Source organism: Streptomyces sp. Ncost-T10-10d, from assembly GCF_900091955.1.
Lineage (GTDB): Bacteria > Actinomycetota > Actinomycetes > Streptomycetales > Streptomycetaceae > Streptomyces.
Genome location: NZ_FMDF01000099.1, coordinates 1 through 25,661, shown reverse-complemented (window position 1 = coordinate 25,661; position 25,661 = coordinate 1). Strand labels below are relative to the sequence as shown.

Annotated in this window: 22 protein-coding genes; 14 read left to right on the top strand and 8 right to left on the bottom strand. The window is 69.1% G+C overall.

Going from position 1 to position 25,661, the window contains the following annotated elements; translation table 11 throughout:
* The first annotated feature begins 11 nt into the window (after positions 1-11).
* From ectB to GA0115254_RS14655, 4 genes are all read left to right on the top strand, one after another.
* Complete coding sequence (gene ectB, locus GA0115254_RS14670; RefSeq protein WP_093895715.1) at positions 12-1,280, top strand: diaminobutyrate--2-oxoglutarate transaminase; 1,269 nt, start codon at positions 12-14, stop codon at positions 1,278-1,280.
* Between the two features lie 67 nt (positions 1,281-1,347).
* On the top strand, positions 1,348-1,746 hold the full coding sequence (locus tag GA0115254_RS14665; RefSeq protein ID WP_093895714.1) for an ectoine synthase: 399 nt from the start codon (positions 1,348-1,350) through the stop codon (positions 1,744-1,746).
* A 3-nt stretch (positions 1,747-1,749) separates the two neighbouring features.
* The gene (thpD, locus tag GA0115254_RS14660; protein ID WP_093895713.1) at positions 1,750-2,643 is read left to right on the top strand and encodes an ectoine hydroxylase; all 894 of its coding nucleotides are present in this window, start codon (positions 1,750-1,752) and stop codon (positions 2,641-2,643) included.
* Between the two features lie 105 nt (positions 2,644-2,748).
* Complete coding sequence (locus GA0115254_RS14655) at positions 2,749-3,771, top strand: VOC family protein (RefSeq protein WP_093895712.1); 1,023 nt, start codon at positions 2,749-2,751, stop codon at positions 3,769-3,771.
* Positions 3,772-3,860: 89 nt separating this feature from the next.
* On the opposite strand, the gene GA0115254_RS14650 is transcribed toward GA0115254_RS14655, so the two are convergent.
* Complete coding sequence (locus GA0115254_RS14650; protein WP_093895711.1) at positions 3,861-4,922, bottom strand: aminotransferase class V-fold PLP-dependent enzyme; 1,062 nt, start codon at positions 4,920-4,922, stop codon at positions 3,861-3,863.
* Between the two features lie 1,290 nt (positions 4,923-6,212).
* Here GA0115254_RS14650 and GA0115254_RS14645 point away from each other — a divergent pair.
* The 4 genes from GA0115254_RS14645 (at position 6,213) to GA0115254_RS14630 (ending at position 10,530) form a co-directional block, all read left to right on the top strand.
* Positions 6,213-7,067 (top strand): hypothetical protein, encoded by an 855-nt coding sequence (locus GA0115254_RS14645; protein WP_093895710.1) that lies wholly within the window; start codon positions 6,213-6,215, stop codon positions 7,065-7,067.
* A gap of 705 nt (positions 7,068-7,772) precedes the next feature.
* Positions 7,773-8,054 carry a hypothetical protein gene (locus GA0115254_RS14640; RefSeq protein ID WP_093895709.1) on the top strand — a complete coding sequence of 94 codons (282 nt, stop codon included), beginning with the start codon at positions 7,773-7,775 and terminating at the stop codon, positions 8,052-8,054.
* Positions 8,055-8,260: 206 nt separating this feature from the next.
* A complete protein-coding gene (locus GA0115254_RS14635; protein ID WP_256102581.1) occupies positions 8,261-9,946 on the top strand; it encodes a PHP domain-containing protein in 1,686 nt (561 codons plus the stop codon).
* Complete coding sequence (locus GA0115254_RS14630) at positions 9,943-10,530, top strand: hypothetical protein (RefSeq protein WP_093895708.1); 588 nt, start codon at positions 9,943-9,945, stop codon at positions 10,528-10,530. Before GA0115254_RS14635 ends, GA0115254_RS14630 begins: the two co-directional genes overlap by 4 nt.
* Here GA0115254_RS14630 and GA0115254_RS45235 read toward each other — a convergent pair.
* Both GA0115254_RS45235 and GA0115254_RS14620 read right to left on the bottom strand, forming a co-directional pair.
* Positions 10,463-10,846, bottom strand: coding sequence for a transposase (locus GA0115254_RS45235; protein WP_218105544.1), 384 nt, complete (start codon positions 10,844-10,846; stop codon positions 10,463-10,465). The genes GA0115254_RS14630 and GA0115254_RS45235 overlap by 68 nt on opposite strands.
* Before the next feature lie 141 nt (positions 10,847-10,987).
* A complete protein-coding gene (locus tag GA0115254_RS14620; protein WP_093895707.1) occupies positions 10,988-11,707 on the bottom strand; it encodes a DsbA family oxidoreductase in 720 nt (239 codons plus the stop codon).
* Positions 11,708-12,593: 886 nt separating this feature from the next.
* Here GA0115254_RS14620 and GA0115254_RS14615 point away from each other — a divergent pair.
* Genes GA0115254_RS14615 through GA0115254_RS14605 form a run of 3 tightly spaced genes read left to right on the top strand, consistent with a single transcriptional unit; the run spans position 12,594 to position 17,654 of the window.
* Positions 12,594-13,535, top strand: a complete 942-nt coding sequence (locus tag GA0115254_RS14615; protein ID WP_093895706.1) for an ABC transporter ATP-binding protein — start codon at positions 12,594-12,596, stop codon at positions 13,533-13,535.
* Entirely contained in the window at positions 13,532-14,896 is a 1,365-nt protein-coding gene (locus tag GA0115254_RS14610; RefSeq protein WP_093895705.1) for an ABC transporter permease, read from the top strand. The genes GA0115254_RS14615 and GA0115254_RS14610 overlap by 4 nt, the downstream gene beginning before the upstream one ends.
* 4 nt (positions 14,897-14,900) lie before the next feature.
* Positions 14,901-17,654, top strand: coding sequence for a bifunctional YncE family protein/alkaline phosphatase family protein (locus tag GA0115254_RS14605; RefSeq protein ID WP_093895704.1), 2,754 nt, complete (start codon positions 14,901-14,903; stop codon positions 17,652-17,654).
* A gap of 104 nt (positions 17,655-17,758) precedes the next feature.
* On the opposite strand, the gene GA0115254_RS14600 is transcribed toward GA0115254_RS14605, so the two are convergent.
* Together GA0115254_RS14600 and GA0115254_RS14595 are read right to left on the bottom strand one after the other, a co-directional pair.
* Positions 17,759-18,469 carry a hypothetical protein gene (locus GA0115254_RS14600; protein ID WP_093895703.1) on the bottom strand — a complete coding sequence of 237 codons (711 nt, stop codon included), beginning with the start codon at positions 18,467-18,469 and terminating at the stop codon, positions 17,759-17,761.
* A 17-nt stretch (positions 18,470-18,486) separates the two neighbouring features.
* Positions 18,487-19,494: a GlxA family transcriptional regulator gene (locus tag GA0115254_RS14595; protein ID WP_093895702.1), complete on the bottom strand. Its 1,008-nt coding sequence runs from the start codon at positions 19,492-19,494 to the stop codon at positions 18,487-18,489.
* 70 nt (positions 19,495-19,564) lie between these two features.
* Here GA0115254_RS14595 and GA0115254_RS14590 point away from each other — a divergent pair, with 70 nt between their 5' ends.
* Positions 19,565-20,971, top strand: a complete 1,407-nt coding sequence (locus GA0115254_RS14590) for an MFS transporter (protein WP_093895701.1) — start codon at positions 19,565-19,567, stop codon at positions 20,969-20,971.
* A 190-nt stretch (positions 20,972-21,161) separates the two neighbouring features.
* Here the strand turns inward: GA0115254_RS14590 and GA0115254_RS14585 are convergent, their stop codons facing one another.
* A complete protein-coding gene (locus tag GA0115254_RS14585; protein ID WP_093895700.1) occupies positions 21,162-22,754 on the bottom strand; it encodes an ABC transporter substrate-binding protein in 1,593 nt (530 codons plus the stop codon).
* A gap of 657 nt (positions 22,755-23,411) precedes the next feature.
* Complete coding sequence (locus tag GA0115254_RS14575; RefSeq protein WP_093895698.1) at positions 23,412-23,894, bottom strand: ATP-binding protein; 483 nt, start codon at positions 23,892-23,894, stop codon at positions 23,412-23,414.
* 129 nt (positions 23,895-24,023) lie between these two features.
* Here GA0115254_RS14575 and GA0115254_RS14570 point away from each other — a divergent pair, with 129 nt between their 5' ends.
* Both GA0115254_RS14570 and GA0115254_RS14565 read left to right on the top strand, forming a co-directional pair.
* A complete protein-coding gene (locus GA0115254_RS14570; RefSeq protein WP_256102580.1) occupies positions 24,024-24,902 on the top strand; it encodes a helix-turn-helix domain-containing protein in 879 nt (292 codons plus the stop codon).
* Complete coding sequence (locus GA0115254_RS14565; RefSeq protein WP_093895696.1) at positions 24,899-25,099, top strand: DUF397 domain-containing protein; 201 nt, start codon at positions 24,899-24,901, stop codon at positions 25,097-25,099. The genes GA0115254_RS14570 and GA0115254_RS14565 overlap by 4 nt, the downstream gene beginning before the upstream one ends.
* 84 nt (positions 25,100-25,183) lie before the next feature.
* Here GA0115254_RS14565 and GA0115254_RS14560 read toward each other — a convergent pair.
* The coding region (locus GA0115254_RS14560) for a DUF1349 domain-containing protein (RefSeq protein ID WP_107451333.1) at positions 25,184-25,661 on the bottom strand (478 nt) is incomplete at its 5' end.

The window sequence follows — 25,661 nt, the reverse complement described above, 5'->3', positions numbered from 1 at the left end:
GGAGATTCCCTGTGACCATCACCCCGCCCGCGCTGAGTGTCTTCGAGACCCTGGAGTCGGAGGTACGAAGCTACTGCCGCAGTTGGCCCGCAGTGTTCGACCATGCGCAGGGCGCCCGTCTGACCGACGAGGACGGCCACACCTACCTCGACTTCTTCGCCGGCGCCGGATCTCTCAACTACGGCCACAACAACCCGGTACTGAAACGCGCGCTGATCGACTACATCGAGCGCGACGGCATCACCCACGGCCTCGACATGGCCACCACCGCGAAACGCGCCTTCCTGGAGTCCTTCCAGAACAACGTGCTGCGCCCGCGTGATCTCCCGTACAAGGTGATGTTCCCCGGCCCGACCGGCACCAACGCGGTCGAGGCGGCGCTGAAGCTGGCCCGTAAGGTGAAGGGGCGCGAGTCGATCGTCTCGTTCACCAACGCCTTCCACGGCATGTCGCTGGGCTCGCTCGCCGTCACCGGCAACGCCTTCAAGCGGGCCGGGGCCGGTATCCCGCTGGTGCACGGCACCCCGATGCCGTTCGACAACTACCTCGACGGCCGGGTACCCGACTTCCTCTGGTTCGAGCGGCTCCTGGAGGACCAGGGCTCCGGTCTCAACCAGCCCGCCGCCGTGATCGTCGAGACGGTGCAGGGCGAGGGCGGCATCAATGTGGCGCGCCCCGAGTGGCTGCGGGCGCTCTCCGACCTGTGCCACCGCCGCGACATGCTCCTGATCGTCGACGACATCCAGATGGGCTGCGGACGCACAGGGGCGTTCTTCTCGTTCGAGGAGGCCGGCATCGCCCCCGACATCGTCACGCTGTCCAAGTCCATCAGCGGCTACGGACTGCCCATGTCGCTCTGCCTGTTCAAACCGGAGCTGGACATCTGGGGACCGGGCGAGCACAACGGCACCTTCCGCGGCAACAACCCGGCGTTCGTCACGGCCGCCGCCGCACTCGACGCCTACTGGGCGGACGGACAGATGGAGAAGCAGACCCTGGCCCGGGGCGAGCAGATCGAGCAGGCCCTCCTTGCGATCTGTCACGAACACGCCCGGCTCGGTGCGCAGTTCCGGGGCCGCGGCCTGGTCTGGGGCATGGAGTTCACCGACAAGTCGCGCGCCGTCGCAGTCTGCGCCCGCGCCTTCGAGCTGGGCCTCCTTCTCGAGACCTCCGGTCCGCGGAGCGAGGTCGTGAAGCTGCTGCCGCCGCTGACCGTCACCCCCGAGGAACTGGACGAGGGCCTGCGGACCCTGGCCCGCGCAGTCCGCGAGACCGCCTGATCCCGGACCCGCCCCGACGCGGGTCCGACGAGGAACACCGCCGCAGAGAGAAAGGCACCGACCCACCGTGATCGTCCGATCGTTCAGTGACATCGAGAACACCGACCGGCATGTGAAGGCCGCTTCCGGAACCTGGGAGAGCAAGCGCATCGTGCTCGCGCAGGAGAAGGTGGGCTTCTCGCTCCACGAGACCACGATGTACGCGGGTACCGAGACGTCGATGTGGTACGCGAACCACATCGAGGCCGTCCTGTGCGTGGAGGGCGAGGCCGAGCTCACCAATGACGAGACCGGCGAGAAGCACTGGATCACCCCCGGCACGATGTACCTGCTGAACGGCCATGAGCACCACACCATGCGGCCGAAGACCGACTTCCGCTGTGTCTGCGTCTTCAATCCTCCGGTCACCGGACGGGAGGAGCACGACGAGAACGGTGTCTACCCACTGCTCAGCGAGGAGGGCTGAACCATGACCACCGATGTACGTACCGATCTGTACCCCACACGCGGCGCAGCCGAGATGATCACGCCCCGCCAGGACCCGGTCATCTGGTCCCCGCCCGGAGCCCCGGGGCCGGTCGCCGTGAAGGATCTGCAGGGCTTCGAGCGCGACGGCTTCCTCGGCGTGGACCAGCTGATCACACCGGGCGAGGTCGCCGTCTACCACGCCGAGCTGGACCGGCTGATCACCGATCCGGTGGTGCGGGCCGACGAGCGCTCGATCATAGAGCCGAAGTCGCAGAAGGTACGGTCGGTCTTCGAGGTCCACCGGATCAGCGAGGTCTTCGCCCGGCTGGTCAGCGACGAGCGCGTGGTGGGCCGGGCCCGTCAGATCCTCGGTTCGGACGTGTACGTCCACCAGTCCCGGATCAACGTCAAGCCGGGCTTCGGCGCTTCGGGGTTCTACTGGCACTCGGACTTCGAGACCTGGCACGCCGAGGACGGTCTGCCGAACATGCGGGCGGTGTCCGTGTCGATCGCCCTGACCGAGAACCACGACACCAACGGCGGGCTGATGATCATGCCCGGTTCGCACAAGTCGTTCCTCGGCTGTGCGGGCGAGACGCCGAAGGACAACTACAAGAAGTCCCTGAAGATGCAGGACGCCGGCACCCCGTCCGACGAGGCGTTGACGAAGCTGGCCGACCGGCACGGCATCAAGCTCTTCACGGGCAAGGCGGGTTCGGCGACCTGGTTCGACTGCAACTGCATGCACGGCTCGGGGGACAACATCACCCCGTACCCGCGCAGCAATGTCTTCATCGTCTTCAACAGCGTGGAGAACGCCGCCGAGGAGCCGTTCGCGGCACCGGCGCGGCGTCCGGAGTTCATCGGGGCGCGGGACTTCGCACCGGTGAGGTGACGTGGCGGCGAGCTGGACCGAGCAGGGGTGGGGCGACATCCGTCGTCCCACCCCCTCGCCGAATCTGGTGGACCGTGAAGGCCGTGAGCGGCGACAGTGGGGCCCATGACTTCACTGGTACGTCACATCACGATCGACTGCGCCGACGCCTACGAGCTCGCCGGTTTCTGGTCCGGGGTACTCGGCGCCCCGCTCTCCGACGAGGACGCCCCCGGCGATCCCGAGGCACTCGTCGAGGCCCCCGGTGCCGCGCTGCTGTTCATCTCGGTGCCGGAGCCGAAGAGCACCAAGAACCGTCTGCACCTGGACATTCAGCCGCAGGACCGCACCCGCGACGAGGAGGTGGAGCGGCTGCTCGGCCTGGGCGCCACCCTGGTGGCCGACCACCGCAGGCCGAACGGGCGGGGCTGGGCGACGCTCGCAGATCCGGAGGGCAATGAGTTCTGTGTCGAGTGCAGTGCGGCGGAACGGGCTGCGCTGACCGGGACCCGGATGCCGGTCACGGCGGACGACGTGACCACCGCGGTCCGCCTGGCGGTCGACACGCTCCGGGAGTCCTCGGTGGACAACTGGCTGCTCCCGGCCGGGTCGTTGGAATGGGACTGCTGGGAGACCACGGAGCACCTGAGCGACGATCTCTTCTCCTACGCGGCCCAGCTGGGCCCGCGGCAGCCGCCGCTGGACACCTACCTCCCCTACCGCTGGAGTGCCGAGCGCAAGGGCGGACCGGCGAACGCGGTCTTCGCGGACCGGTCGGCCGGGTCCGCCGGGCTGCTCCAGACGCTGGAGGCGAGCGGCGCGCTGCTCGCGGCGATGGTACGGACGGCCTCGCCCGAGCTCCGCTCGTACCACTCCTACGGGGTGTCGGACCCGGAGGGCTTCGCCGCCATGGGCATCGTGGAGACCCTGGTGCACGTGCATGACCTCGCCGCGAGCCTGGACGTCCCCTGGACCCCGCCCGCCGGCCTCTGCGACCGGGTACTGGCGCGGCTGTTCCCGGACGCCCCGAAGGACACCGACCGATGGGCCGTCCTGCTCTGGGCCACCGGTCGCGGCGAACTGCCCGGCCGTCTCCGGGTCACCTCGTGGAAGTGGCACAGTGCGCCGCTGGAGGAGTCGGGCCGCTAGTAGCGGGATGGCGCGGGTGCCTCGAAATGCACGGTATCCGGGCGGGTTCAGCCGGTATCGGGGCGGGTCCAACCGGTATCGGGGCGGGTTCAGCCGGAGAGCACATCCAGGGCACGGTCCACATCGGCCTCCGTGTTGTACAGGTGGAAGGCCGCGCGCAGACTCCCCGCCCGGTTCGAGACCATCACCCCGGCCCGCGCCAACTCCGGCTCCCGCCCGCCGAGTCCGGGCACGGCCACGATCGCCGAATCCGTCGGCACCACCTCGTGCCCCAGCCCGGCCAGCCCGGCCCGCATGCGGGCGGCGAGCCCGGTGGCGTGGGCGTGGACGGCGTCGATGCCGACCTCGCCCAGCAGCGCGAGGGAGTGCTCGGCGCCGTGGTACGAGAGAAAGGCCGGCGGTTCGTCGTAGCGCCGGGCGGTCGGGGAGAGCCGCCCGACCGGGCCGTACGTACTGTTCCCGGGATCGTCGGAGGCGACCCACGCGGCGAAGACGGTCGGCAGGGTGCGCTGCGCCTCCTCGGTGACGGTGAGGAACGACGCACCCCGCGGGCAGAGCAGGAATTTGAAGCCGCCGGTGACGGTGTAGTCGTATGCCCCGGCGTCCAGCGGCAGCCAGCCGGCCGACTGGGTGGCGTCGAGCAGCGTCCGGGCGCCGTGGGCGGCGGCCGCCGCACGTACCGCGTCCAGATCGGCGATCCGGCCGTCGGCGGACTGCACGGAGGAGAAGGCGACGAGATCGGTGCCGGGCCGTACCGCGTCGGCCAGCCCGTCCAGCGGGACGTAGCGCATCCTGAGATCGCCACGGACCGCGAACGGGCTGACCACGGAGCTGAACTCCCCTTCGGGCGCCAGGACTTCGGCCCCCGTCGGCAGCGATGCCGCGATCAGCCCGACGTGTACGGAGACCGAGCTGCCGGTGGCGACCCGGTCGGTGTCGACACCGGCGAGGCGGGCGAAGCCGGCTCGGGCCGCGTCCACCGCCTCGAAGTCGCCGGAGCCGGCGCTGCGGCCCGTGGCGATCGCCTCGGCGAGCGCCCTCACCGCGTCCACGGTGCGCCGGGGCAGCAGCCCACAGGTGGAGGTGTTGAGGTAGGTGGTCTCCGGCGCGAACTCGTCGTCCACCGCACGCCTGAGCGAAGTAGTCTCCATGAGCCCAGCCTGAAGCCCCCTTGACTCATCGTCAATCACAGAGACTTAAGGGGTGAGCCCAAGCAATGCTTATGCATGCAGCTGAGCGAGGTGTCGGGCGACGGCGTCGGCCTGCGCGCTCAGAGCCTGTAGGGTGACCGGTTGATTACGCTGCGATGAGGTCCTCGACGGCGTTGGTTCGGGCGGTCTTGCGGTGGGGTTCATGGCTCCACCTCGATGGCTGTCCGGCGGGCCGGACGAGCATTAGGCGGATCATCGCCACCTTGATCATGGCCTCGGGATCGCGGTCAGCCGTTCGTAGTCGCGGGCCAGCCGGCGGTTTCGGACCAGTAAGGCTTCCTCTTGTTGGTGGACGTCTGGAGAGTGGGGCATGAGGTTCCAGATGAAGTGATGCCAGGTGAGATGCAAGTACACGAAGCGGTACACCGGGGGAGTTCAAACGGGGTTCCGGCGGCGCCGGACGGCCATCTGGCTCGCCCCTGACAGCAAGGGCGGATTCACCCGGAAGGTACGGGACTACGGGAGGCTGCAGGCGCCGGCCGACAGTGGCCCCGTGAGGTGGCCGGGCGTTGCGCGTATGTGAAGGGAGCGGCTGTCGGAGGCCACCGCCTGACGTGCGGCGGGACTTGGGCGGCATCCCGAATAGTCGGCGTCCCCATCGCGCGCAGGCTGCTCCACCCCGACTGGACACCCGGACCGCAAGGTATGAATCGCATGAAATATCCCGGCCGAGTCTTAGCCGATGGCACGCACCGATCGGAAAGCGGCCCACTGAGTGCCGAAAGCCGAGCGCTCTCGTGAGAGGCGCCGACCCGCTCGTATGCGAGCCCCTCCGGGTGCGGCCACGGCGCTCTGTGACGGCCCTTGTGTGACGGCGAAGCCATGCACCACGACGAACCGAAATCGCTCGACTGCCGGTGATCCACACCCGCGTCGCCTTCGGCGACTTCAGCCCGCCCCCATGCGACTCCCGCTCCTGTCGGCGCGTCCTGTCGCGCCGGGGTGCCCACCGCACGGACTGGACCCTCTTTTCGCTCCAGCACCCGTCGTTCCCCCGAAGAGGAGAGACACACCCGCCACGCCCGCACAGCGCCACCCCCTGCCCCCAATGGGCCGATCTGCAGACTGCGGCTGAGCGGCAGCGACGGCAAGCGCAACAGGCAGGCTACCTGGGCGCCTCGATCGACCCCAACGGACCGATTCCGCACGTGCCGGGCGACGGCAACCCCTGGCTCGACACGTGGCTCTGCACCAACTCCATCTTCATTGAGACGAAAGGGCTGAAAAGCCATGAAGAAGTTCCTCGTACTCCTGGGGGCACTGGCCCTGGCCGCCGCCAGTGGAACGGCGACCGCTGTCGCCTCCTGCTCCCCCTCCTCCGACAAGTGGACCGAGACCGGCGTCTCGTACGTCAACTCGCAGGCCGGCGGCCAGGGCCTGGCGTCCTGGAGCAACCACAGCCTGCTGTTCCGCGGCAACGGCTCCATCCCCCAGGACCTCAGAGACCAGGGATGGACCCACGTCGGCGATCCGGAGATCGCCCGCCAGCACATCTTCGACGCCTACCAGGGCAATGGCGGTGCGACAGCCAAGATGTTCGCCGTCACCACCCCGGGCGGGAAGCGCCTCGTCTACACGCATCAGCTCCAAGGCGACGAGCGGATGAACAATTCCTTCGCCGCCGTCTCCCCCGACGCGCAGTGGCTGATCTCGGGCGAATGGGACCAGCAGGACCGGCTCCTGGTCTTCCCCGCACCGCTCTTCAACGCCCAGGCCCCCTCGGGTGGCGGCGAGCTTCCCGAGGCAGGCCGGATCTCCCTGGACCACCCGGTCCGGGACATCCAGGGCTGCGACTTCGTCTCGGCGAGGCGCCTGGTGTGCGCCTCCGACGACAGCACCCTGTCGCTGTGGCCGGTGGAGCGCCCGCTGTTCCAGGTGGACCTCGACCGCGCGCTCGACGGCAAGCCCGTCACGGGCCGCGTCTCCGTCATCCTCCCCCTCCCGCAGCGCTCCGCCTGCGCGGGAACCGGCTTCGAGACCGAAGGCGTGGACTACGACGCCCGTACTGGCACCCTGCGGGTCGAGGTGATCCCGCCCGGCGAGTGCGCCGCCTCCACCGCCGTCTACACATACAGCACCCACTGAGGCCGTTCCGGGCCCGGTTTTCAGCCCGGGGCCGGGTCGGGCAGCGGACTGCCCGAACCGGCCCCGGGGCTCAGTTCCTGCCGGGCATCTCCGCGGTGAGGATGCGGCTGTGCCCCGCCCCGTCTGGCAGGCCGGGCCGCCGTCGCCTCACCGCAGGCTCCGCAATGGGTCGGCCAGTTCACCGGCACGCAGAACATGACCCGGGCGTTCGCATCGCCGCACTCGTACCGCTGCTCGCCACGGTCGGCGCCGCGCTGGTGAACGGCCAGGTGGGGGCCGCCGCGCCGACGCCGTCGAGTTCGTTGATCACGAACGGGATTACGCCGCAGGACACTGACAACGAGCTGTCCGGTTCGGGCAAGCGTGCTTTGGCTGCACGCGCCGGAGGCTGGAAGAATCGGTGCCCACCGGCGTGCGGCGGACCTCACCCGTGCCGTTCTGCGGGTACGGCGCGAAGCTGTTTCGGGCCATGGGGAGGTGATGTGCTTTTCGGAGCAGTTGCCGATGGCGCCCGGGCCCTTCGGGGGCGATCCAGCGGATCGCCGGCGAAGATACCCACCGCCCAAGCGCCAGCCGGATCCGACAGAGCCGGACCAACAAGCCGTGTGGGCAGATCTCATGCCGCCGTGCCCGGTGCTCGCGCCAGTGCCTTTCGTGCTCCGCGCTGGAAGAATCCGCTGAACGGGCGGCCGTCAAGGGGAAGCGATGAGCGATGAGAAGTCTGCGGTCGAGGTGCCGGGCCGCATCCGCGCCACACTGTGGGGGCTCGGCTCGCAGGCCGAGGATGCGGTGGGGGAGCGGTTGCCGAGGCTCACAGCGAATCCGCTTCTGGGCGAGTACGACCCGGATCGGGGGGACTATCGGGTGTCTGTCCGTGTCGCGGGTGGTGAGGAGCTGCGGGTGTTCTACAAGCGCGGCGCCCAAGGGGCAGCGGAAACGACGAGCAAGACCTCATACCCCTCAGCGTCCCGGAGATCCGCCGGCTGATCGGGCACGTCGCCATCACGCCCCACTGCCATCCCAACAAGCACCGCTTCCGACGCCGTCAGCCAAGCCCGAGCCCGCCGCTGCCACTACCAACGCCGAGGCCATGACCCCCACATGCGGTTGCAGTATTAGATGTCACCTGCCGTACCCTCCACGGTCGCCGTGGCGGCCTACCGTGCGTGCCACGTACCGACAGAGGAGTCCAGGTGGGCAGAGCCCATTACCACGAGCACCATCACCACGCCGCAGACCGGCCGCATGACCGGATGCCGTACGCCGACTCGACCGTTGCGGACGGCGACTTGCGCCCGGTGGACCTGCGCCGCCGCCAGTTCCTGCGCCGACTGGGACTGGTGGGAGCCGCAGCCGCGGGCAGCGGTGTCTTCGGTGGCCCCCTGGCAGGTCCGGCGATGGCCGCGTCGCAGCAACCGCTGTCGGGTGTCGACCCCCGGCGGTATCAGTGGCTGGCCGGCGACCACCATGTCCACACCCAGTACAGCTATGACGCGTTGCACACCGTCATGCAGCAGGTGGAGGCAGGTGCGGAGCACGGGCTCGACTGGATGGTCATCACCGATCACGGCCATACCGCCCACGAGAAGTTCGCGGTCGAGCAGACCTACGCCGATGTGCTCGCCGCCCGCGACAAGCACCGCGATATGTTGTTGTGGCAGGGTCTGGAGTGGAACGTCCCCGGCGGCGAGCACGCCACCGTCTTCTTCGAGGCGTCCAAGGACGAGCTCACCGCCCTGCACGCCTTCGAGCGGCTCTTCGACGGCAACGTCAACGGCACCAACCCCTCGTCCGACGCGCACGAGGCCCTCGCGCTGGACGGTCTGCGGTGGATGTCGGCCCAGATCGACAAGGGGGCCATCGACTCCGCGCTGATGATCGCCAACCACACCTCGCGCAACGGCCGTTACTCCCCCCATGAGATGCGCGCCTACCGCGACACGGCCCCGCACATCGCGGTGGGCATGGAGGGCGCTCCCGGCGCACAGAACGACGGCGCGCCGGTGCCGGCGGGCGGAGGCGGGTTCCGCGGCGGGTACGGCAACAGCCCCGGTACGGACTCCTGGCCGGGCTTTCCGATGGAGGCGTACCGCACCTGGGGCGGCTTCGACTGGATGACCGCCAAGCTCGGCGGCTTGTGGGACTCGATGCTCGCTGAAGGCAAGGGCTGGTGGATCACCACCAATTCCGACATCCACCGTGCCAACGGCTCCACAATGGACCGTCCTCCGGTCTCCGACGACTGGTACGCCACCCACGGCAAGTACCCCGACCCGGTGGACACCGGCACGCCGCAGATCCACGCGGACTTCTGGCCCGGCCAGTTCAGCCGGACCGTGGTCGGCACGGCACGCCGCAACTTCCGCGGCGTCATGGACGGCATCCGCAGCGGCCGGGTGTGGGTCGGCATGGGCGGCCTGATCCAGGGGCTGGACCTGCGGGTGAGCAGCGACGGCCACGACTACCCGGCGACCCTCGGCGGCCGGGTATCGGTACGTCGCGGCGGCAACGTCAAGGTCCGCATCGCGATCCAACTGGCCACCCAGCCGGGGGGACACGGCGAGATCCCCCGGCTCGCCCGGGTGGACCTCATTCGCGGCGCGGTCACCGGTGCGGCGGCCGACCGTGACACCTTCACGGCGCCCGACGTGTCCGTGGTGGAGTCCTTCGAGCCGGGCCGGCGCACAAACGGTGCCCAGGTGGTCTTCACGCACACCTTCCGCAATGTGCGGGAGCCGTTCTACGTCCGGCTGCGCGGTACCGACGGCAAGCGCCAGGCGAGCGGCAGCATCGAACCACTGATGGACGTGCAAGGTGACGCCGATCCCTGGAGCGACCTGTGGTTCTACGCCAACCCGGTCTTCGTGGACGTCCGGTGACACCCCCCGCACGCGGCCCGGTCCTCGGCATCGACAGCGGTCACCGCGACCGGGCAGCGCTGGAGCGGTTGGTGCTGGAGGCACTGCGGGAGACCGGCTGCCCTCGGGCGGTCCTGCTGTGCACGCATCCGATTCGCACCGGCCAGGCACACCATGCCGTGTCGGTCGAGCTCCCGGCGACCACCGGACCCACTGCGCTCACCGCCCTGGCGGCCCGTCTGGTGGAACTGGGCGCCGCCGTGGCGGGCCCGGACGACGGTCCGGCCCGCGGAGCGCAGGAGCACCTGCCCGGTGCGCTTCAGGCCCGCCGGGCACTGCTGACCAGGCAGGCGGGCCGCGCAGTCCGGTTCCCCGGCCAGGATTCACTGCGCGGGCGGTTGACGATCGCGCGGGCGCTGGCGACGGGCGCGGTGGACCGGGTCGATCCGCTGGGGACCGAGGTGGATTCCGACACTGTGGTGGACACCCGGGACTTCGTCCGCCCGGTCTTCCATGACGGCGCCCTGGTACTGGAGGTCACCCCGGCGGCCGGCGGTACGGTAATCCCGCTGGAACTGCGGGACCAGCACATCTGCGGGCACTGACCGGCACCCCGGGGCCCGTGCGACCGTCCGCGCGGGCCCCGCGGGCCTTGCCCACGCGGCCCCAGGCGATCAACGACGGCCACCCTGCCGCGGACGGACTGGGGATGTGGTCCCAGGTGCCGTCCCGGCGCCACCTCGTGAGCCAGCGGTGGGCCGCGTCCCAGGGCATCAGGTCGCGCGGGAGCATCCGCCACTGGCAGCCCGAGCGCAGCACGTAGAAGATCGAGTCGAGCACCAACCGGTCTCCGTACTTGCGCACTCCGCCGCCTTTTCGCAGGTCACGCACGGGGAGAAGCGGCTGGGTGATCTCCCGCATCCCATCGGTCAGGCTGGATGGGTAGCATGGCGGAGTTGTCGCACTGGCACACACCACGTGATCATTCCGGGGCCGTCGCCATGCCCGAAGGGCAGATCGTGACCGTCACGCTCCGCGCATGATCAGCCACCTGACAGGCTCTCAGGCGTCGCTGCCGGTCTGCGGGACCTCGCAGGCACCGCCGGCGTCGCATGCCGCGGCGTCCCCGCCGATCGCGGTCAGCGGCCGGTCCTTCCACGCCTGTTCGAGTGCCTGGGCGAAGACCTCGGCGGGCTGGCCGCCGGAGATCCCGTACCGACGGTCGAGCACGAAGAACGGCACCGCGTTGGCCCCGAGCTCGGACGCCTCGCGCTCATCGGCCCGCACCTCGGCGGCATACGCCTCCGGGTCGGCGAGAACGGCGCGTGCCTCGTCGGCGTCGAGCCCGGCCTCGACGGCCAGCTCGACCAGTACGTCACCGTCGAAGACGGAACGCTCCTCGGCAAAGTTCGCCCGGTAGGCGAGGCCCAGCAGCTCGTCCTGGCGGCCGCGGGCCTTGGCCAGGTGGAGCAGCCGGTGGATGTCGAAGGTGTTGCCGTGGTCGCGGCCCTCCGTGAGGTAGCCGAGGCCCTCGGCCTGCGCGTTGGCCGCGACGTTCGCCTCCATGGCCTTCGCCTCTTCGCGGGTGCGCCCGTACTTCTGCGCCAGCATGTCGATCACCTGCACGGTGTCGCCCTTGGCATGCGTGGGGTCGAGCTCGAAGGAACGGTGCACGACCTCGACCTCGTCGCGGTGGGCGAACCCCGCCAGGCCCTTCTCGAAGCGGGCCTTCCCGATGTAGCACCAGGGGCAGGCGATGTCGCTCCAGATCTCGACGCGCATGTCTCTTCTTCTCTCCGTGTTCTCGTACGTACGGCTCAGGCAGCGCGGAGCCACCCTCCGCTCCTGTCACAACGCAGGATCGGACGCCCTCATTCCCCCGGTTGCCCACGGCCGGTCCCGGGGGCGGCGCGACGTGAACCGCCGCGTCGGTGTCCCGGTCGAGGACGGCTCCGCGGGCCCCGCACTCCCACACCCGGATGCGAGAGATGTGACGTGACTCACTCCTGATCCTCCTCCTGCTCCGGCGAGGGGACATTCCGCCGATTGCGATCACAACCGGAGACAGGCCCTGATTCACCGGCGTCACGCTCCCCACGACCGTGCCGGCCGGCAGCGGTGCCGGCCCCCGCGCGCCCGGCCGTCCCGCCGCGCCGTCCCGCGCGGCGGACCGCACGAGGGCGGCATGGTCTGCTGTTCGCCTGCGTGCGGGATCTCGCGGTGGGCATGCAAGTGCCCCTGTAGATCAGGGGTGTTGCCGAACCAGCCGCCTTCGACACTGGTGCAGTGCCTGCACAGTGCGCCGCGGGCACGCTTCGTGCCTGGAGCGCACCGGATTGCGGGCACGGCACTTCGTACGGAGTCGCTGCATCCAGATGTGGCCCAAGTCCGGCTCGATGCCACCCACTTCATGCGCAGCGACTTGCCGACGCCTTGTCGTGATCACGATCCAACCGGCGGCGATGCTCACGATCGCACGTACCTGATGGCCCGGTGTGCTCCGCGATCCGGCCAACGACGGGTGCCGGGCGAAATTTCGACGGCTATGGGCTCGATACCGGCACAGCGGATGCCAGTCGTCTCCCGTTCCATGAACGTTCAATCGGTCGTCCCTGTCGGCGTGGTGCGCCGTCCCTAAGGTCTCTGGAGGTTTCGAAAGGAGGGGTTCATGGACACACGCTTCGCAACCCGGGCTCGCGGGATCACGAAATGTTTCGGCGATGTCGTCGCACTCGACGGCATCGATCTGGACGTGGCGCAGGGTCAGATCCACGGCCTGGTCGGACCGAACGGTGCCGGCAAGACGACCTTGCTCGGACTCCTGTTGGGCCTGGCCGTCGCCGACCGCGGTCGCCTCGAGATCCTGGGCAGGCCGGTGGGTCGGTCGCTCACCGCTCCCGACGGTGTCGCCGGCTTCGTGGACGGGCCCGGTCTCTACCCCTCGCTCACCGCCAGGCAGAACCTCGCCGCGCTGGCCGCTCTCCGCGGCCGCGACGCGCGGACGACGGGGATCGATGACGTGCTCCACCAGGTCGGGCTCACCGACGTCGCCGACGACCGGGCCCGCGGCTTCTCCCTCGGCATGCGTCAGCGGCTCGGGCTCGCCGCCGCCCTGCTCACCAAGCCCCGGCTGCTCGTGCTCGACGAACCCTCCAACGGCCTCGACCCGGCCGGGAAGAAGCACGTCCACGGTGTCCTCACCCGGCTCGCGGCGGACGGAACCAGCGTCGTGCTCTCGAGCCACCGCATGGACGACCTCGAGGCACTGTGCTCCGAGGTCACCATCCTCGCCACCGGACGGGTCGTCTTCACCGGTCCGTTGAGCAAGCTGGCCGCCGAGAACCGTGAACTCGACTACCGGCTGCTCACCTCGGACCCGCAGGCCGCCCGCGAGCTGGCTGCCGACATGGCCGGCATCGGCGTCGTCGACGACGTCGGCGCATGGCACGGCGCCGAGGTGCTCGTCGTGCGCGCGCTGGTGCCCGCCCTCGACCAACTGGTCGTGCGGCTCGTACACGGGGGCATCGCGGTGCGTGAGCTCGCCCCCGTGGTGTCACCGCTCGAGGCCGCGTTCCTTGCCCTCACCGAGCAGCAGGAGGCCGGCCGATGACCGCGACCATTGCTGACGACAACGTTGCCGTTGCCGAGGTCCACCCCGTTTCGGTGGCACGCAGCTACCGCTTCGAGCTGGTCAAACTGGTCTCGCAGTGGCGTATCCGTCTGCTGGTTCTCACCTGCTGGATCGCGCCCGCGCTCTTCGTCGCCGCAGTGAGCCAGCAGAGCTCGCTCCCCTCCGACACACTCTTCGGTCGCTGGATGCTCACCACCGGGTGGGCCGGATCGCTGGTGGTGCTCGGCTTCGCGGGCACCTGGGCGCTCCCGCTGCTGACCTCGCTGGTCGCCGGCGACGTGTTCGCCTCCGAGGACCGGCTCGGCACCTGGCGCCACCTGCTGGTGGCGGTCCGGTCGCCCCGGCGGATCTTCGTGGCGAAGGCACTGGCCAGCCTCACCGTCATCCTGCTGCTCGTGGCGGGGATGGCGTGTTCCAGCGCTGTCGGTGGGGTCCTGGCGGTCGGCAATCAGCCGCTGGTCGGACTCGACGGCCACTTGTTGACGCTGTCGGAGTCCGCCGGTGGGGTCCTCCTCGCCTGGGTGTGCGTGCTCGCCCCGACGGTGGCCCTCGCCGCGATCGGACTACTCGGGTCGGTCGCGCTGGGGCGGTCCCCGATGGGGCTGCTGCTGCCCGCGCTCGTCGCGCTCGTGATGCAGCTCGCCCAGATGCTGCCGCTGCCCGTGGCGGTACGCCTCGCCCTGCCCGGCTACGCCTTCATCGCCTGGAACGGTCTGTTCACCAGCCCGGCACAGGTCGGCCCGCTCCTGATCGGCATCGCGGTCAGTCTGGTGTGGGCCGTGATCGCAACAGCGCTGGCCTACCTCCTTTTCCTGCGGCGCGACTTCACCAACCTGAACCACGACGGCACCGCGCGCCGCGCCATCACCACCGGACTCCTGCCGCTGGCCGGACTGGGCGTCCTCACGGTCGCGGTCGTCGCAGTGGCGACGCCGTCAATGGGCTCCGGAATCGAGCAGGACAAGGTGCAGCGGTCGGTCGCCACGGCATTCGCCCACCTCTACCGCATCCAGGCCAAGCAGCTCAACCGCCCCGACGTCACCGAGGCGCAGCTGCGGGTCACGGCGGCGTGCAACAAGGGCGCAGGCCAGGTCGCCGCCCATGGGCCGGGCAACGACTGGCGTTGCGTCGTCACCTGGCACCTCCCCGGTGTCGAGGCCGCAGGAACGGCCGTCTACCAGCTCGACGCCACCTCAGACGGGCGGTTCGTCGCCGATGGCGACGGGCCGAAGGAAGTGAACGGCTACTTCCTGGTGCGCACCCCGACCGGGGACACACCGAACCCACTCTGGCAGTTCGACGGCAACGTCCAACTGCTCAACGCCACTCCGAAGGGATAACTCCATGCAGGTAACACGCCGCCGTCGGCGTGTCGAGAAGGAGCATTTCACCTTTCTCGGCAGGAGCGTCGGCCGCCGGCCCACGCTCGTAACCGCATGCGTCACCGCTGTCGCCCTGGCCGCCACCGGCACCGCCTTTGCCCAGACGCACCAGTTCGGCACCGATCAGGTCGGCCAGACCACCGATCGGGGCCAGGTCATCTCCAGCGACCAGTACATCGCCCCGTACGGTGACCGTCTCGTCATCAACAACGGCAAGATCATGTCGTCCTCGGTCAGCCCGGACGGCACGCACCTTGCCGCCGCGGTCACCGACGGCGGTGCGGCGCTGTCCATCGTGGACCTCAACAGCTGGAAGGTGCAGCAGCTCGTCAGCAACGCCGCGTCGTCGACCCCGCGCATCAGCAACAACAGCGTGGGCCAGGAAGGCCCCACGTACTCGCCCGACGGTTCCCAGCTGTGGCTCGGCCAGACCGACGGCTACACCCGGTTCACCGTGAACGCCGACGGCAGCGTCGCCAACCCGACGTCCGTCAACATCCCGGCGGACGGCGCCAAGCACGCGCTGGTCGGCGAGGCCGTGTTCTCGTCCGACGGCTCCACCGTGTACTCCGCGGTCAACGGCCAGAACCGGGTGGTCGCCATCGACGCGGCGACCGGGGCCATCAAGCAGAGCTGGTCCGTGGGCAACGCCCCGCGCGACATGACCGTGGTCGGCTCCAAGCTGTACGTCAGCAACGAGGGCGGGCGTCCGGCGAAGGCCGGCGACACCACCATCAACTCGTACGGCACCCAGGTGCCGGCCGACCCGAAGACCGCTGCCACCACCACCGGCACGGTCAGCGTCATCGACCTGGCGAACCCGTCCGCCGCCCCCGGGAGCATCGACGTCGGCCTCCACCCGACCGCGCTGTATGCCAAGAAGGGCGCGCTGTTCGTCACCAACACGGCCACCAACGACGTGTCGGTGATCAACACCGCCACCGACAAGGTCGTCCAGACCATCTCCACCCAGCCGTGGCCGGAAGCGTCCGTGGGCTACGAGCCCGACGCGGTGACGCTCACCGACGACGGTCACCTGCTGGTGACGCTCGGTCGCGCCAACGCGGTCGCCGTCTACCGGTACACCACCCCGCAGGAGCCGGTCAGCTACGTCGGTCTGCTGCCGACGGACTACTTCCCCGCGGAGATCGCCACCGTCGGCAAGCAGGTCGTCGTCTCCAACACCCGTGGTATCGACGCACGTCGCCCCACCAGCAAGGCCGGGCAAGCCACCCACGACACGACGTCCAGCCTGACGCGGTTCACGCTGCCGGACGACAGCGTCGTCAGGTCCCAGACGCCCAAGGTCTTCGAGCAGAACGGCTGGACCGGCAACTCGGTCAAGCTGGCGAAGGGCAAGAAGGCGAAGGCGGTGGCCGTCCCGAACCGGATCGGCGACCCCTCGACGATCAAGCACGTCTTCCTGCTCGTCAAGGAGAACCGGACCTACGACCAGGTCTTCGGTGACGTTCCCGAGGGCAACGGCGACCCGTCGCTCGCGGAGTTCGGCGAGAACGTGACGCCGAACCAGCACGCGCTGGCGAAGCAGTTCGGCCTGTACGACAACACGTACGACATCGGCACGAACTCCGCCGAGGGCCACAACTGGCTGATGCAGGCCGACAACCCGGAGTACACCGAGTCCTCGGCCGGTGAGTACGCGCGCAGTTACGACACCGAGGACGACGCGCTCGGCCACCAGCGGACCGGTTTCATCTGGACCGGCGCGCAGGCGGCCGGCAAGACCGTGCGGAACTTCGGCGAGTTCCAGCAGTTCCTGACCAAGCCGTCGGGCGCGAGCTGGCAGAACCTGTACTGCGACAGCAAGAACATGGCGGCGACCGGCCAGGACACCGCCTACACCCTGAACTCGTCGTCGCCGATCCCGTCGCTCAACGACGTGTCGGTGCACGGCTTCCCGAAGTTCGACACCAGCGTCCCGGACGTCTACCGGGCCGAGATCTGGAAGCGTGACTTCGAGAAGAACGGGCCGGCGAACCTGAACATGTTCTGGCTCTCCAGCGACCACACCGGCGGTCCGGCGAACTCGCCCGCCCAGGTCGCGGACAACGACCTCGCCACCGGCAGGATCGTCGACGAGATCTCGCACAGCAAGTACTGGAAGGACTCCGCGATCTTCGTGGTCGAGGACGACTCCCAGGCCGGCCTCGACCACGTCGACGGCCACCGTGCCCCGGTTCAGATCATCAGCCCCTGGGCCCGGCACGGCACCGTGGACAGCCACTACTACTCGCAGATCACGATGATCCGCACCATCGAGCAGATCCTCGGGGTCCACCCGATGAACCAGAAGGACAGCGCGGCCACCCCGATGCGTGCGGCCTTCACCAACAAGCCGGACTACACACCGTTCAAGGCGCTGCCCAACCGGACGTCGCTGACCGACGGTCTGAAGACCGCGCCGTCCTGTGGCCTGGACACCCCGGCGCCGCCGAACCCGAGCGCGGCACCTGTGCCGTCGGCGAAGGTGCCGGCCGCCAAGCAGGCGCTCGCGGCGAAGTGGGACACCTGGAAGTCGAAGCAGCGGCTGACCGGGCCGAACGCCAAGCCGGACTTCGCGAACCCCGCGCAGATGAACCACTTCACGTGGTACCAGACGCACGAGTGGTCGAAGCCGTACCCCGGCGAGGACAAGATCTTCGCGCCGGAGGACGTGCCGGGCGCCTACATCCCGTCGGCGGAGTCCGACGGCTGACACAGGCTGATCGCGGGAAGGAGCCCCTGGCCGGAGTCACCGCCGGCCAGGGGCCGTCTTCTGTCTCCTGTACGGCAACCCGGCCGCCCCGTCGTTCCGGACGGTCACAGCACGGACCGGTCCATCGGGCACGGCAGCGGCTGCAGCGCACCGGCGTCGCGCAGCCGCAGGTAGGCCTGCAGTACGTCCTGCACATTGCCTTGCGGAGCGATGTCGAGGAGTACGCCTCCGACGCGGAGCTCCTTGCGACCGGCCGTCATGCCCTCCGGCAGCAGGGCCGCGCGCGCCGGGGAAAGATAGCCGGCCCGGCCGACGCAGGGCTCACCGACAACGAAACCCGCATCGCCCTCCAGGGCGTCGAGCACATCGTCGTCGGTGACGTCGCCGAAGTCGGGCTCCCATGCCTCGGCGACAGCAGCAAGGAGACTCACGTCGGAGATCTCGGCGTTGTCCGGCGATCCGATACCGATCACCATCGACTGGAGAAGGAACTCCGAGGCGCCGCCCCCGTTCCCGCTGACCTCGGTCTCCCAGCCCGGCTCGCCCGCGAGGACGAGTCGCAGTCCGAACCCGACACGGTCCGACCAGCCGTCGGCATCCCGGGCCGCGCGCAGAGCGGCGAGGAGAGAGTCCTCGTCCGGCGCGAGATCAGTGGCGGGCCCGGCCGACTGGATCTGCCGCCACGTCCACACAGCTCCCGAGCCGCCCACGGGAAGGATCTCGGCAAGCCGGTCCAGGGTGAGCTTCCATCGCCGGGTCAGCGCCTCGGCGGATTCTTCCCGGGGCCCCCAGAAGCCCCGCACCACACGTCGCATGTCCTGCCTCCGACGCCCTACGCCCGAACCCGCCCCGGGCCGGATCGGACCGTGGCCGCCGCGACCGGGGTCGCGGTCAGCCTGCTGAAAGAAGCACGGTACGCGCTCGGGGTGACGCCGAGGCGGCGCTGGATGTGCTGGCGCATCGAGTCGGCGGTACCGAGGCCGCTGGCGCGTGCGACCCGGTCCATGGGGAGGGTGGTGGTCTCCAGCAGTTCGCGGGCCCGCTCGATGCGCTGGTGGAGCAGCCACTGGAGGGGGCTGAGTCCGGTCTCGGCATGGAAGCGGCGCGAGAGCGTCCGTACGGAGACGTCCGCGTTGCGGGCCAGGTCGGTGAGGGTCAGCGGTTCGTCGAGGTGCTGCATCGCCCAGGCACGGGTGCAGGCGAAGGAGACGCCGCGCTCGGGCGGCAGCGGGGTGTCGGTGAACTGCGTCTGCCCACCGGGCCGTACGGGAGCGACGAGGGTGAGGCGGGCGACGCCGTTGGCGACGGCCGCGCCGTAGTCGGTACGGATGATGTGGAGGCAGAGATCGATCCCGGCGGCGTAGCCGGACGAGGTGAGGACCGTGCCGTCCTGGACGAAGAGGACGTCCTTCTGGAGATCGACGCAGGGGTAGCGGTCGCCGAGTTCACCGGTGTACGTCCAGTAGGTGGTGGCGGCGCGCCCGTCGAGCAGCCCCGCCTCGGCGAGGGCGAAGGCGCCGGTGCAGATGGAGGCGATGCGCTTGCCGTCGGCGGCGGCCCTGCGCAGCGCGGCGAGGATACGCGGATCGGGCTCCTCGCGGGAGCCCGCACCGGCGATGATCACGGTGTCCGCGGTGTCGATGACGTCCAGCCCGTGCGGGATGTGCACGTCGAGTCCGCTGCTGGTGCGGACGGGACCGGGTTCCGCGGTGCAGAAGAGCGTCTCGTATCCCGGGGCGCCGTCGATCTCGACCTTGCTGAACAGCATCTCGGGGATGGCGATGTTGAACATCGACACGGGCGGCGTCGAGATGACGACGACACGGTGCACAGGTGACATGGCCAGAACCTCCGGAGGTATGGCATTCAGGCCACTACTGTACGCCGGGGTCGATCGCCAGGCTTGACACATGCCAGCAGAGAACCTTGTCCAAGCACCGGATTCCGCCGTCGATTTGCCCCGCGGCCGACGCGCGCAGAGCCCCTCCCCCGCCCTGTCCCTGGTGGCCTCCCTGCTCGGCTTCGCGCTGATCATGCTGGACGCGTCGGTGGTGAATGTGGCGCTCCCGTCGATGGGCTCGGACCTCGGCGGCGGGATGGCGGGGCTGCAATGGGTGGTCGACGCGTACACGATCGCCTTCGCCGCACTGCTGCTGTCGACGGGCGCGTTCTCGGACCGGATCGGCGCGACCCGTGCGTACACCGCCGGGATAGCCCTGTTCACGCTGGCGTCCGTCGCCTGCGGCCTGGCCCCGAACCTCCCGGCGCTGATCGGCTTCCGAGTGGTGCAGGGCATCGCGGCGGCGGTCGTACTGCCGACGACGCTCGCCCTGGTGCGGCAGGCGTACGCCGATCCCGCGCAGCGCGGCCGTGCGGTGTCACTGTGGGCGGCGGGCGGCACGACGGCGGCGGCGCTGGGCCCCGTCGCGGGCGGTGCGCTGACCACGGCCTGGGACTGGCGGGCCATCTTCTTCATCAATCTGCCGGTGGGTCTGATCGCCCTCGCGCTGACGTTCCGCGCACCCCGCTCGGCCCGCCGTCCCGCGCCGCTGGACCTGCCGGGCCAGCTGACCGCCGTACTCGCACTGGCCGCGCTGGCCTTCGCGATGATCGAGCACGGAACCCTGGCCCTGGTGGCGCTCGGGGTGGCGGTGCTGTCGCTGGCCGCATTCCTCCGCATCGAGTCGCGCCACCCGCATCCGGTGGTACCGCTGGGCCTGTTCCGTAACCGGACGGTGGCGATGGCGGTGACGGCCGGTTCCGCGCTGAGCGTCGCTTTCTACGGAATGATCTTTGTCTTCAGCCTCTTCTTCCAGCAGGTGCGCGACCAGTCGGCGCTGGCCGCGGGCCTGATGTTCCTGCCGATGACCGGACTGCTCGTGGTGGTGAACGTGCTGTCGGGCAGGCTGGCCAACCGTCACGGCCCCCGGCTGCCGATGCTGACCGGTCAACTGCTCGCGGTCGGCGGCCTGTTGCTCCTGCAGCTCGTCGACACGGACACGTCGCTGGTCCTGACGTCCATGCTCCTCGTGCCGCTGGCCCTGGGCGCGGGCCTGGCTCTGCCACCACTGACCGCGGCCATGATGGAGGCCGTGCCGACGGACCGGGCCGGTGTCGCCGCGGGCGTCCTGAACGCCGCCCGCCAGGTCTCCGGCGGCCTGGGCGTGGCGGCGTTCGGCGCCCTGGTCGCGACCGGCTTCGAGGACGGCCTCCGGACGAGCCTGGCGATCAGCGCCGCACTGCTGACGCTGACGGCACTGGCAACGACCCGGCTGGCACGTGGCGGGCCGGCCGCCCCGTCGAAGGACAGCGACTGAGCTGCCGGGAGCGTCGAGAATGCCGGAACGGCGCGTACTGGGCCGGGCCCGACCCCGCACAGGGTCTGCACAGCTCGCCGGCGCAAGCGCTCCTGCTCACTCCGACCGCGCTGGGCCGCCTCGCCCCGCTCGCCCCGAGCGCGGGCGCGGAAGAACCCCGGCGGTCACGGGGACTGCCGGGGCTCAGTGCCTAATACGCGGTGTTGAGTTCCCAGAACCGGAAGACAGTCGATGTGTCCAGGCAGTTCTGCAGCCCCCGGACGTTCTCGTGGGCGACTGCGTACTGCTTGCCCTGCCAGAGCGGCAGGAGCGGCAGCTCGCGTGCCACGATGTCCTGCAGCTCGATGAACTTCTGCCGGGTGTTCGCGCGGTCGGTCATGGACGAGGTCTGCGGGATGATCCGATCGGTTATCTCGCCGTTCTCGTAATGGTTCGACAGGACGTTGCCCTTACCGAAGAACGGCTGGGTGAAGTTGTCGGGGTCGGGATAGTCCGGCACCCATCCCTTGACGTAGACGCCGTACACGCCGTCGGCGATGTCCTTCTCGTACTGGTCGAACGGGACAGTCTCCATCCTGGCGTCGAAGAGTCCGCTCTTGTTCAGCTGATCGGCGATGGTCCGCAGTTCGTCGTCGGTAGCGGGTCCATAACGGCTCGGGGTGGACCAGAGGGTGAGTTTCACCTTGCGGGTGATACCGGAGTCCCTCAGGGCGTCCTTCGCCTTCTGCGGCTGCGGGCCGTCGCCGTACATGTCGAAGAAGGAGGTGCCGTGGCCCGTGATGCCGACCGGGACGATCGAGTAGAGCGGCGCCGCCGTGGACTCGTAGACCTCGCTCAACAGTGCGTTGCGGTCGAGGAGATAGGCGATGGCCTTGCGCACGCCGATCTTGCCGACCACGGGGTCGGCCATGTTGAAGACCATGTGCTGGACCTCGGCGCTGCTGCCCTGGACCACGTCGATGCCGTCCTTCCCCGCGGTGGGCGAGGCATCCAGGGCGGCTATCGCCTTGGCGGTGAGGCCACGGTATGCGACGTCGACCTCGCCCTTCTCCAGGGAGGATTTGAGGGCCTGCTGGTCGCCCTGGAAGAGTCGCAGCGTCACGCCGGAGTTCTTCACCTCGGCGGTTCCGTGGTAGCCGGAGTAGACGGAGAAGACGGCCTTCGACTTGTCGATGGAGTCCAGCATGTAGGGACCGGAGCCAACCGTTTTGCCGCCCTTGAGCAGCCTGTCCTTGGGGTAGACGTGACGGTCCACGATGGAACCGGCACCCGATGCGATCTTGCTGGGAAATATCGCATCGGGCACCTTGAGGTGGAAGACGACGGTCTTCTCGCTCGGGGTGCTGATCGACGAGATGGTGGAGAGCAGCGGCGCCGGGCCCGCCGGGTCGTTGATTTCGATCGCCCGGTCGAAGGAGTACTTGACGTCCGCCGAGGTGAGGCTGTTGCCGTTGCTGAACTTCAACCCGCCACGCAGGGTGCAGGTGTAGGTCTTGCTGCCGTCCGAGAAATGACACTCCTCGGCGGCCTCCGGTACAGGGGTGGAACTCCCGGGCGGGAAGCTCAACAAGGACTGGAAGACGTTGTTGAACAGCAGCCAGGACCCTGGGTCATACCCCGCGGCCGGATCTGTCGCAAGGATGCCGTCGGACATCCCGACGACCATCCTTCCCTTGTCCTCGTCGAATGGCCAGATCTCACCCTGGGAGCCGCAACCCGTCAGCAGCACCCCTGCTAATCCCCCGGCAATCAGAATGCTCGACCGCCTCGTACGAACCTTCACAGAACGTGCCTCATACTCTCGGCCGGCCCCATGGGGGGTGTCCCCGGACAACCGGATCAGGTCGGGAAATACTGCGAAAGCCGCGACCGTCCAGCCCTGTCAGCCCGGCCGGGCGCGGTGGTGCGGACCGACAGCCTGCCTGGACTCGGCTTGCACCGGGAGTTCCAAGCATGGTGACTGGCCGTCAGAAAACATCAGCAGTGAACGACAGGGGCATGTCATAGTCGGCCACGTGGTGCCGTTGGCAATCTAGTAGTACACCTCACTGCGCGGTGGCGCATCGTGCGCCAAAAATCGCCCCCGGACAGCCGGTGCTGTTGGCCTGGTATGCCTGGTATCGGATCAAGGTTTTCAAGCTGACCGACCCGGTCGCCACCCCCGCCCGACCGACCGGCGAACAGGCCCCGAAGCGGCGGTACGTGGGCCTCATGGCACCACTGCGAGCCACCCTCCTGGAAACCATGACCGCCCAACGGCTCCAGACCGCCGTCACGTCCGTCACTGCACCATCGAGGCCGAAAATCGTCGGATCAACCACGGAACATGCGAGCTCCTGAAATCCCTCGGCAGACCATGGGCACCTTTCCCGGTCCGACGAGGTGCGGGTGCACTCACTCGCCGCCCGGGGCCCGTTGACCGTCGGGGCGGAGTGCGCAATCACTGGCAGGTGTCGCCCAATACCGGATATCCGCTACCCGTTCGCGTCGCGAAGACCTCTGCCCAGACCGTCTTCCCGGACGGCGGGTACGGATGTACGCCCCAGTCCGCCGCAAGGGCATCGACGATGATCAGTCCCCGGCCTCCTTCAACGGCTTCCCGCGACGCGGCGGGGAGGTGTTCGCCGCGCGGGTCCGTGACCTCGATCCGCAGCCGTTCGCTCGGGAGGAGAGCAAGCCCGAGGCGGAATCCCCGCCCGTCCAGCCGCCCGTGCGTGACCGCGTTCGCCGACAGTTCGGCGACGACGAGCGCGGCCGCGTCGGTGCGCTCGCCGTCACGCGGCCATCCCCAGGCCACCAGTTGCTCCACGGCCAGCAGGCGAGCCAGGCGGGCGCCTCGGCGGGTGGCACTGAACAGTTGTGTGAACTGCGGTGCGGAAGCTGCCGGTTGCGGGATTTCGATCTCTACGGATTCGCTCGTCACACCACTCAGCGTGGCCAAGTGACCGTACGCTGACCAGCAACGACAGCGGTACGTAGCGTGCGCGTACCAGTACGCACGGCAACCGGTACAGGCTGTCCGCCGTGTCGTTACGGCGCACGCGGTCGGCCCATGGAACGAAAGCGGGCAGCAATGGAGCTGGACGGTGTGATCGGTGGCGACGACGACTCGGAGGGAGCCACGGACCTGTTCCGCGTGATCGGCAGCCAGCTCCGGCTGCTACGGGAGCGGGCCGGCCTCACTCAGCGGGAAGTGGGCGACCGGCTCGGGTACAGCGAAGACCTGATCCGGTCTCTGGAGCGGGGGCGCAGGACACCGCAGCCGGAGTTCCTGGACGCGGCGGACGACCTGCTGGAGGCGGGCGGGCTGCTGAGAGCCACGAAGGAGGAGGTGGCGCGGGCGAAGGCGCGGGCGCGGGTGAAGCACCCGGCGTGGTTCAAGGACTACGCGGAGTTGGAACGCAAGGCCGTGGAGCTCAACTTCTTCAGCACGCTGACCATTCCGGGACTTCTGCAAACAGAGGCGTACGCGAGGACAACCTTTATGTCGCGTCAGCCGCCGCTCAATGAAGCCACGATCGAGCAGCGTGCCACCGCCCGGCTCGCAAGGCAGGAAATCCTCACCACATGGCCATCTCCCATGGTGAGCACGGTCATTGACGAGTCCGTGCTACGCAGGGCGGTGGGCGGGCACGACGTACGTCAAGGTCAGCTGAAGCACTTGCAGCACCTCTCGCGGTTGCGCAGCACAACAATCCAGGTGCTCCCGATGGCTTGCGAAGACCACACTGCGTTGGAGGGGCCGTTCATCCTTCTCACACCCAAGGGCCGACAGCAGGTTGGTTACGTCGAGGTCCAGAGCGTGAACCGGCTGATCACCGACGCGGAAGAGGTACGTATCCTGGCCGCACGATACGGAAGCATTCGCGGCCAGGCTCTCAGTCCCCACAAGTCCCTGGCGCTGATTGAGGAGTTGCTGGGAGAGCGATGAACATCGAACGCACCCCGATCAACGGGCTCAACTGGTTCAAGAGCACCTACAGCGCTGGCGACGGTGGCGAGTGCATCGAGGTCGCCACCACCGATCACGCGGTCCTCGTCCGCGACTCAAAAGACACATCCCTCCCCCACCTGACCCTCACCCGCACCGGCTGGGCGCACTTCGTGCGGTACGCGGCCGGGGCCTGAGTCGAGGGACCACCAGACACCCGCAAACGAACACCCTCGCCCTCCGGACCGGAGAGCGAGGGTGACGGTGAAGGCGTCCGAGCGTCAGCTGCCGTCGCGCAGATCCTCAAGTCCCGTCGTACGGAACGCGATCCGGTCGAACGTCGCCTCGCAGCCCTCGCCCGTCGGGGACTGGACCAGGAAGCCGACCGACGCCTCGGCCGCCTGCTCGGGCCCGCCGAGGGCGAAGACGCGGACGAAGGTCCACTTCTCGCCGTCGGCCGAGGCGTGGAAGGCGAACGCGTTCCCCGTGCGGCTGAGGCGGAGCCAGCAGCTGTCGCCGTCCACGACGAAGGAGTTGACGTCGTCGGAGTGGCCGCGGGTGACGACCGTGCAGACGGTGGGGTGGTCCGGGGAGAGTTCCAGGCAGATCTTGGCCCACTCCCGTTCCCCGACGTGGAGGTAGAGCACTCCGGCATCGAAGGCCGCGGCGAAGCCGACCCTCACCCGGGCGATCAGCTGGAAGTCGCCCCGGGGAGCGGGGCCGAGGAGGCGCGGTGCGTCGCTCACGCTGTCGAGGGCG

What these genes read in the sequence shown, in the direction of transcription:
- GA0115254_RS14570 (WP_256102580.1), top strand. Translation starts at nt 24,024, where the DNA reads ATGGAACGAAAGCGGGCAGCAATGGAGCTGGACGGTGTGATCGGTGGC.
- GA0115254_RS14595 (WP_093895702.1), bottom strand. Translation starts at nt 19,494, where the DNA reads ATGTCACCTGTGCACCGTGTCGTCGTCATCTCGACGCCGCCCGTGTCG.
- GA0115254_RS14615 (WP_093895706.1), top strand. Translation starts at nt 12,594, where the DNA reads ATGGACACACGCTTCGCAACCCGGGCTCGCGGGATCACGAAATGTTTC.
- GA0115254_RS14645 (WP_093895710.1), top strand. Translation starts at nt 6,213, where the DNA reads ATGAAGAAGTTCCTCGTACTCCTGGGGGCACTGGCCCTGGCCGCCGCC.
- thpD (WP_093895713.1), top strand. Translation starts at nt 1,750, where the DNA reads ATGACCACCGATGTACGTACCGATCTGTACCCCACACGCGGCGCAGCC.
- GA0115254_RS14610 (WP_093895705.1), top strand. Translation starts at nt 13,532, where the DNA reads ATGACCGCGACCATTGCTGACGACAACGTTGCCGTTGCCGAGGTCCAC.
- GA0115254_RS14605 (WP_093895704.1), top strand. Translation starts at nt 14,901, where the DNA reads ATGCAGGTAACACGCCGCCGTCGGCGTGTCGAGAAGGAGCATTTCACC.
- GA0115254_RS14640 (WP_093895709.1), top strand. Translation starts at nt 7,773, where the DNA reads ATGAGCGATGAGAAGTCTGCGGTCGAGGTGCCGGGCCGCATCCGCGCC.
- GA0115254_RS14620 (WP_093895707.1), bottom strand. Translation starts at nt 11,707, where the DNA reads ATGCGCGTCGAGATCTGGAGCGACATCGCCTGCCCCTGGTGCTACATC.
- GA0115254_RS45235 (WP_218105544.1), bottom strand. Translation starts at nt 10,846, where the DNA reads ATGCGGGAGATCACCCAGCCGCTTCTCCCCGTGCGTGACCTGCGAAAA.
- GA0115254_RS14590 (WP_093895701.1), top strand. Translation starts at nt 19,565, where the DNA reads ATGCCAGCAGAGAACCTTGTCCAAGCACCGGATTCCGCCGTCGATTTG.
- GA0115254_RS14600 (WP_093895703.1), bottom strand. Translation starts at nt 18,469, where the DNA reads ATGCGACGTGTGGTGCGGGGCTTCTGGGGGCCCCGGGAAGAATCCGCC.
- GA0115254_RS14565 (WP_093895696.1), top strand. Translation starts at nt 24,899, where the DNA reads ATGAACATCGAACGCACCCCGATCAACGGGCTCAACTGGTTCAAGAGC.
- GA0115254_RS14650 (WP_093895711.1), bottom strand. Translation starts at nt 4,922, where the DNA reads ATGGAGACTACTTCGCTCAGGCGTGCGGTGGACGACGAGTTCGCGCCG.
- GA0115254_RS14655 (WP_093895712.1), top strand. Translation starts at nt 2,749, where the DNA reads ATGACTTCACTGGTACGTCACATCACGATCGACTGCGCCGACGCCTAC.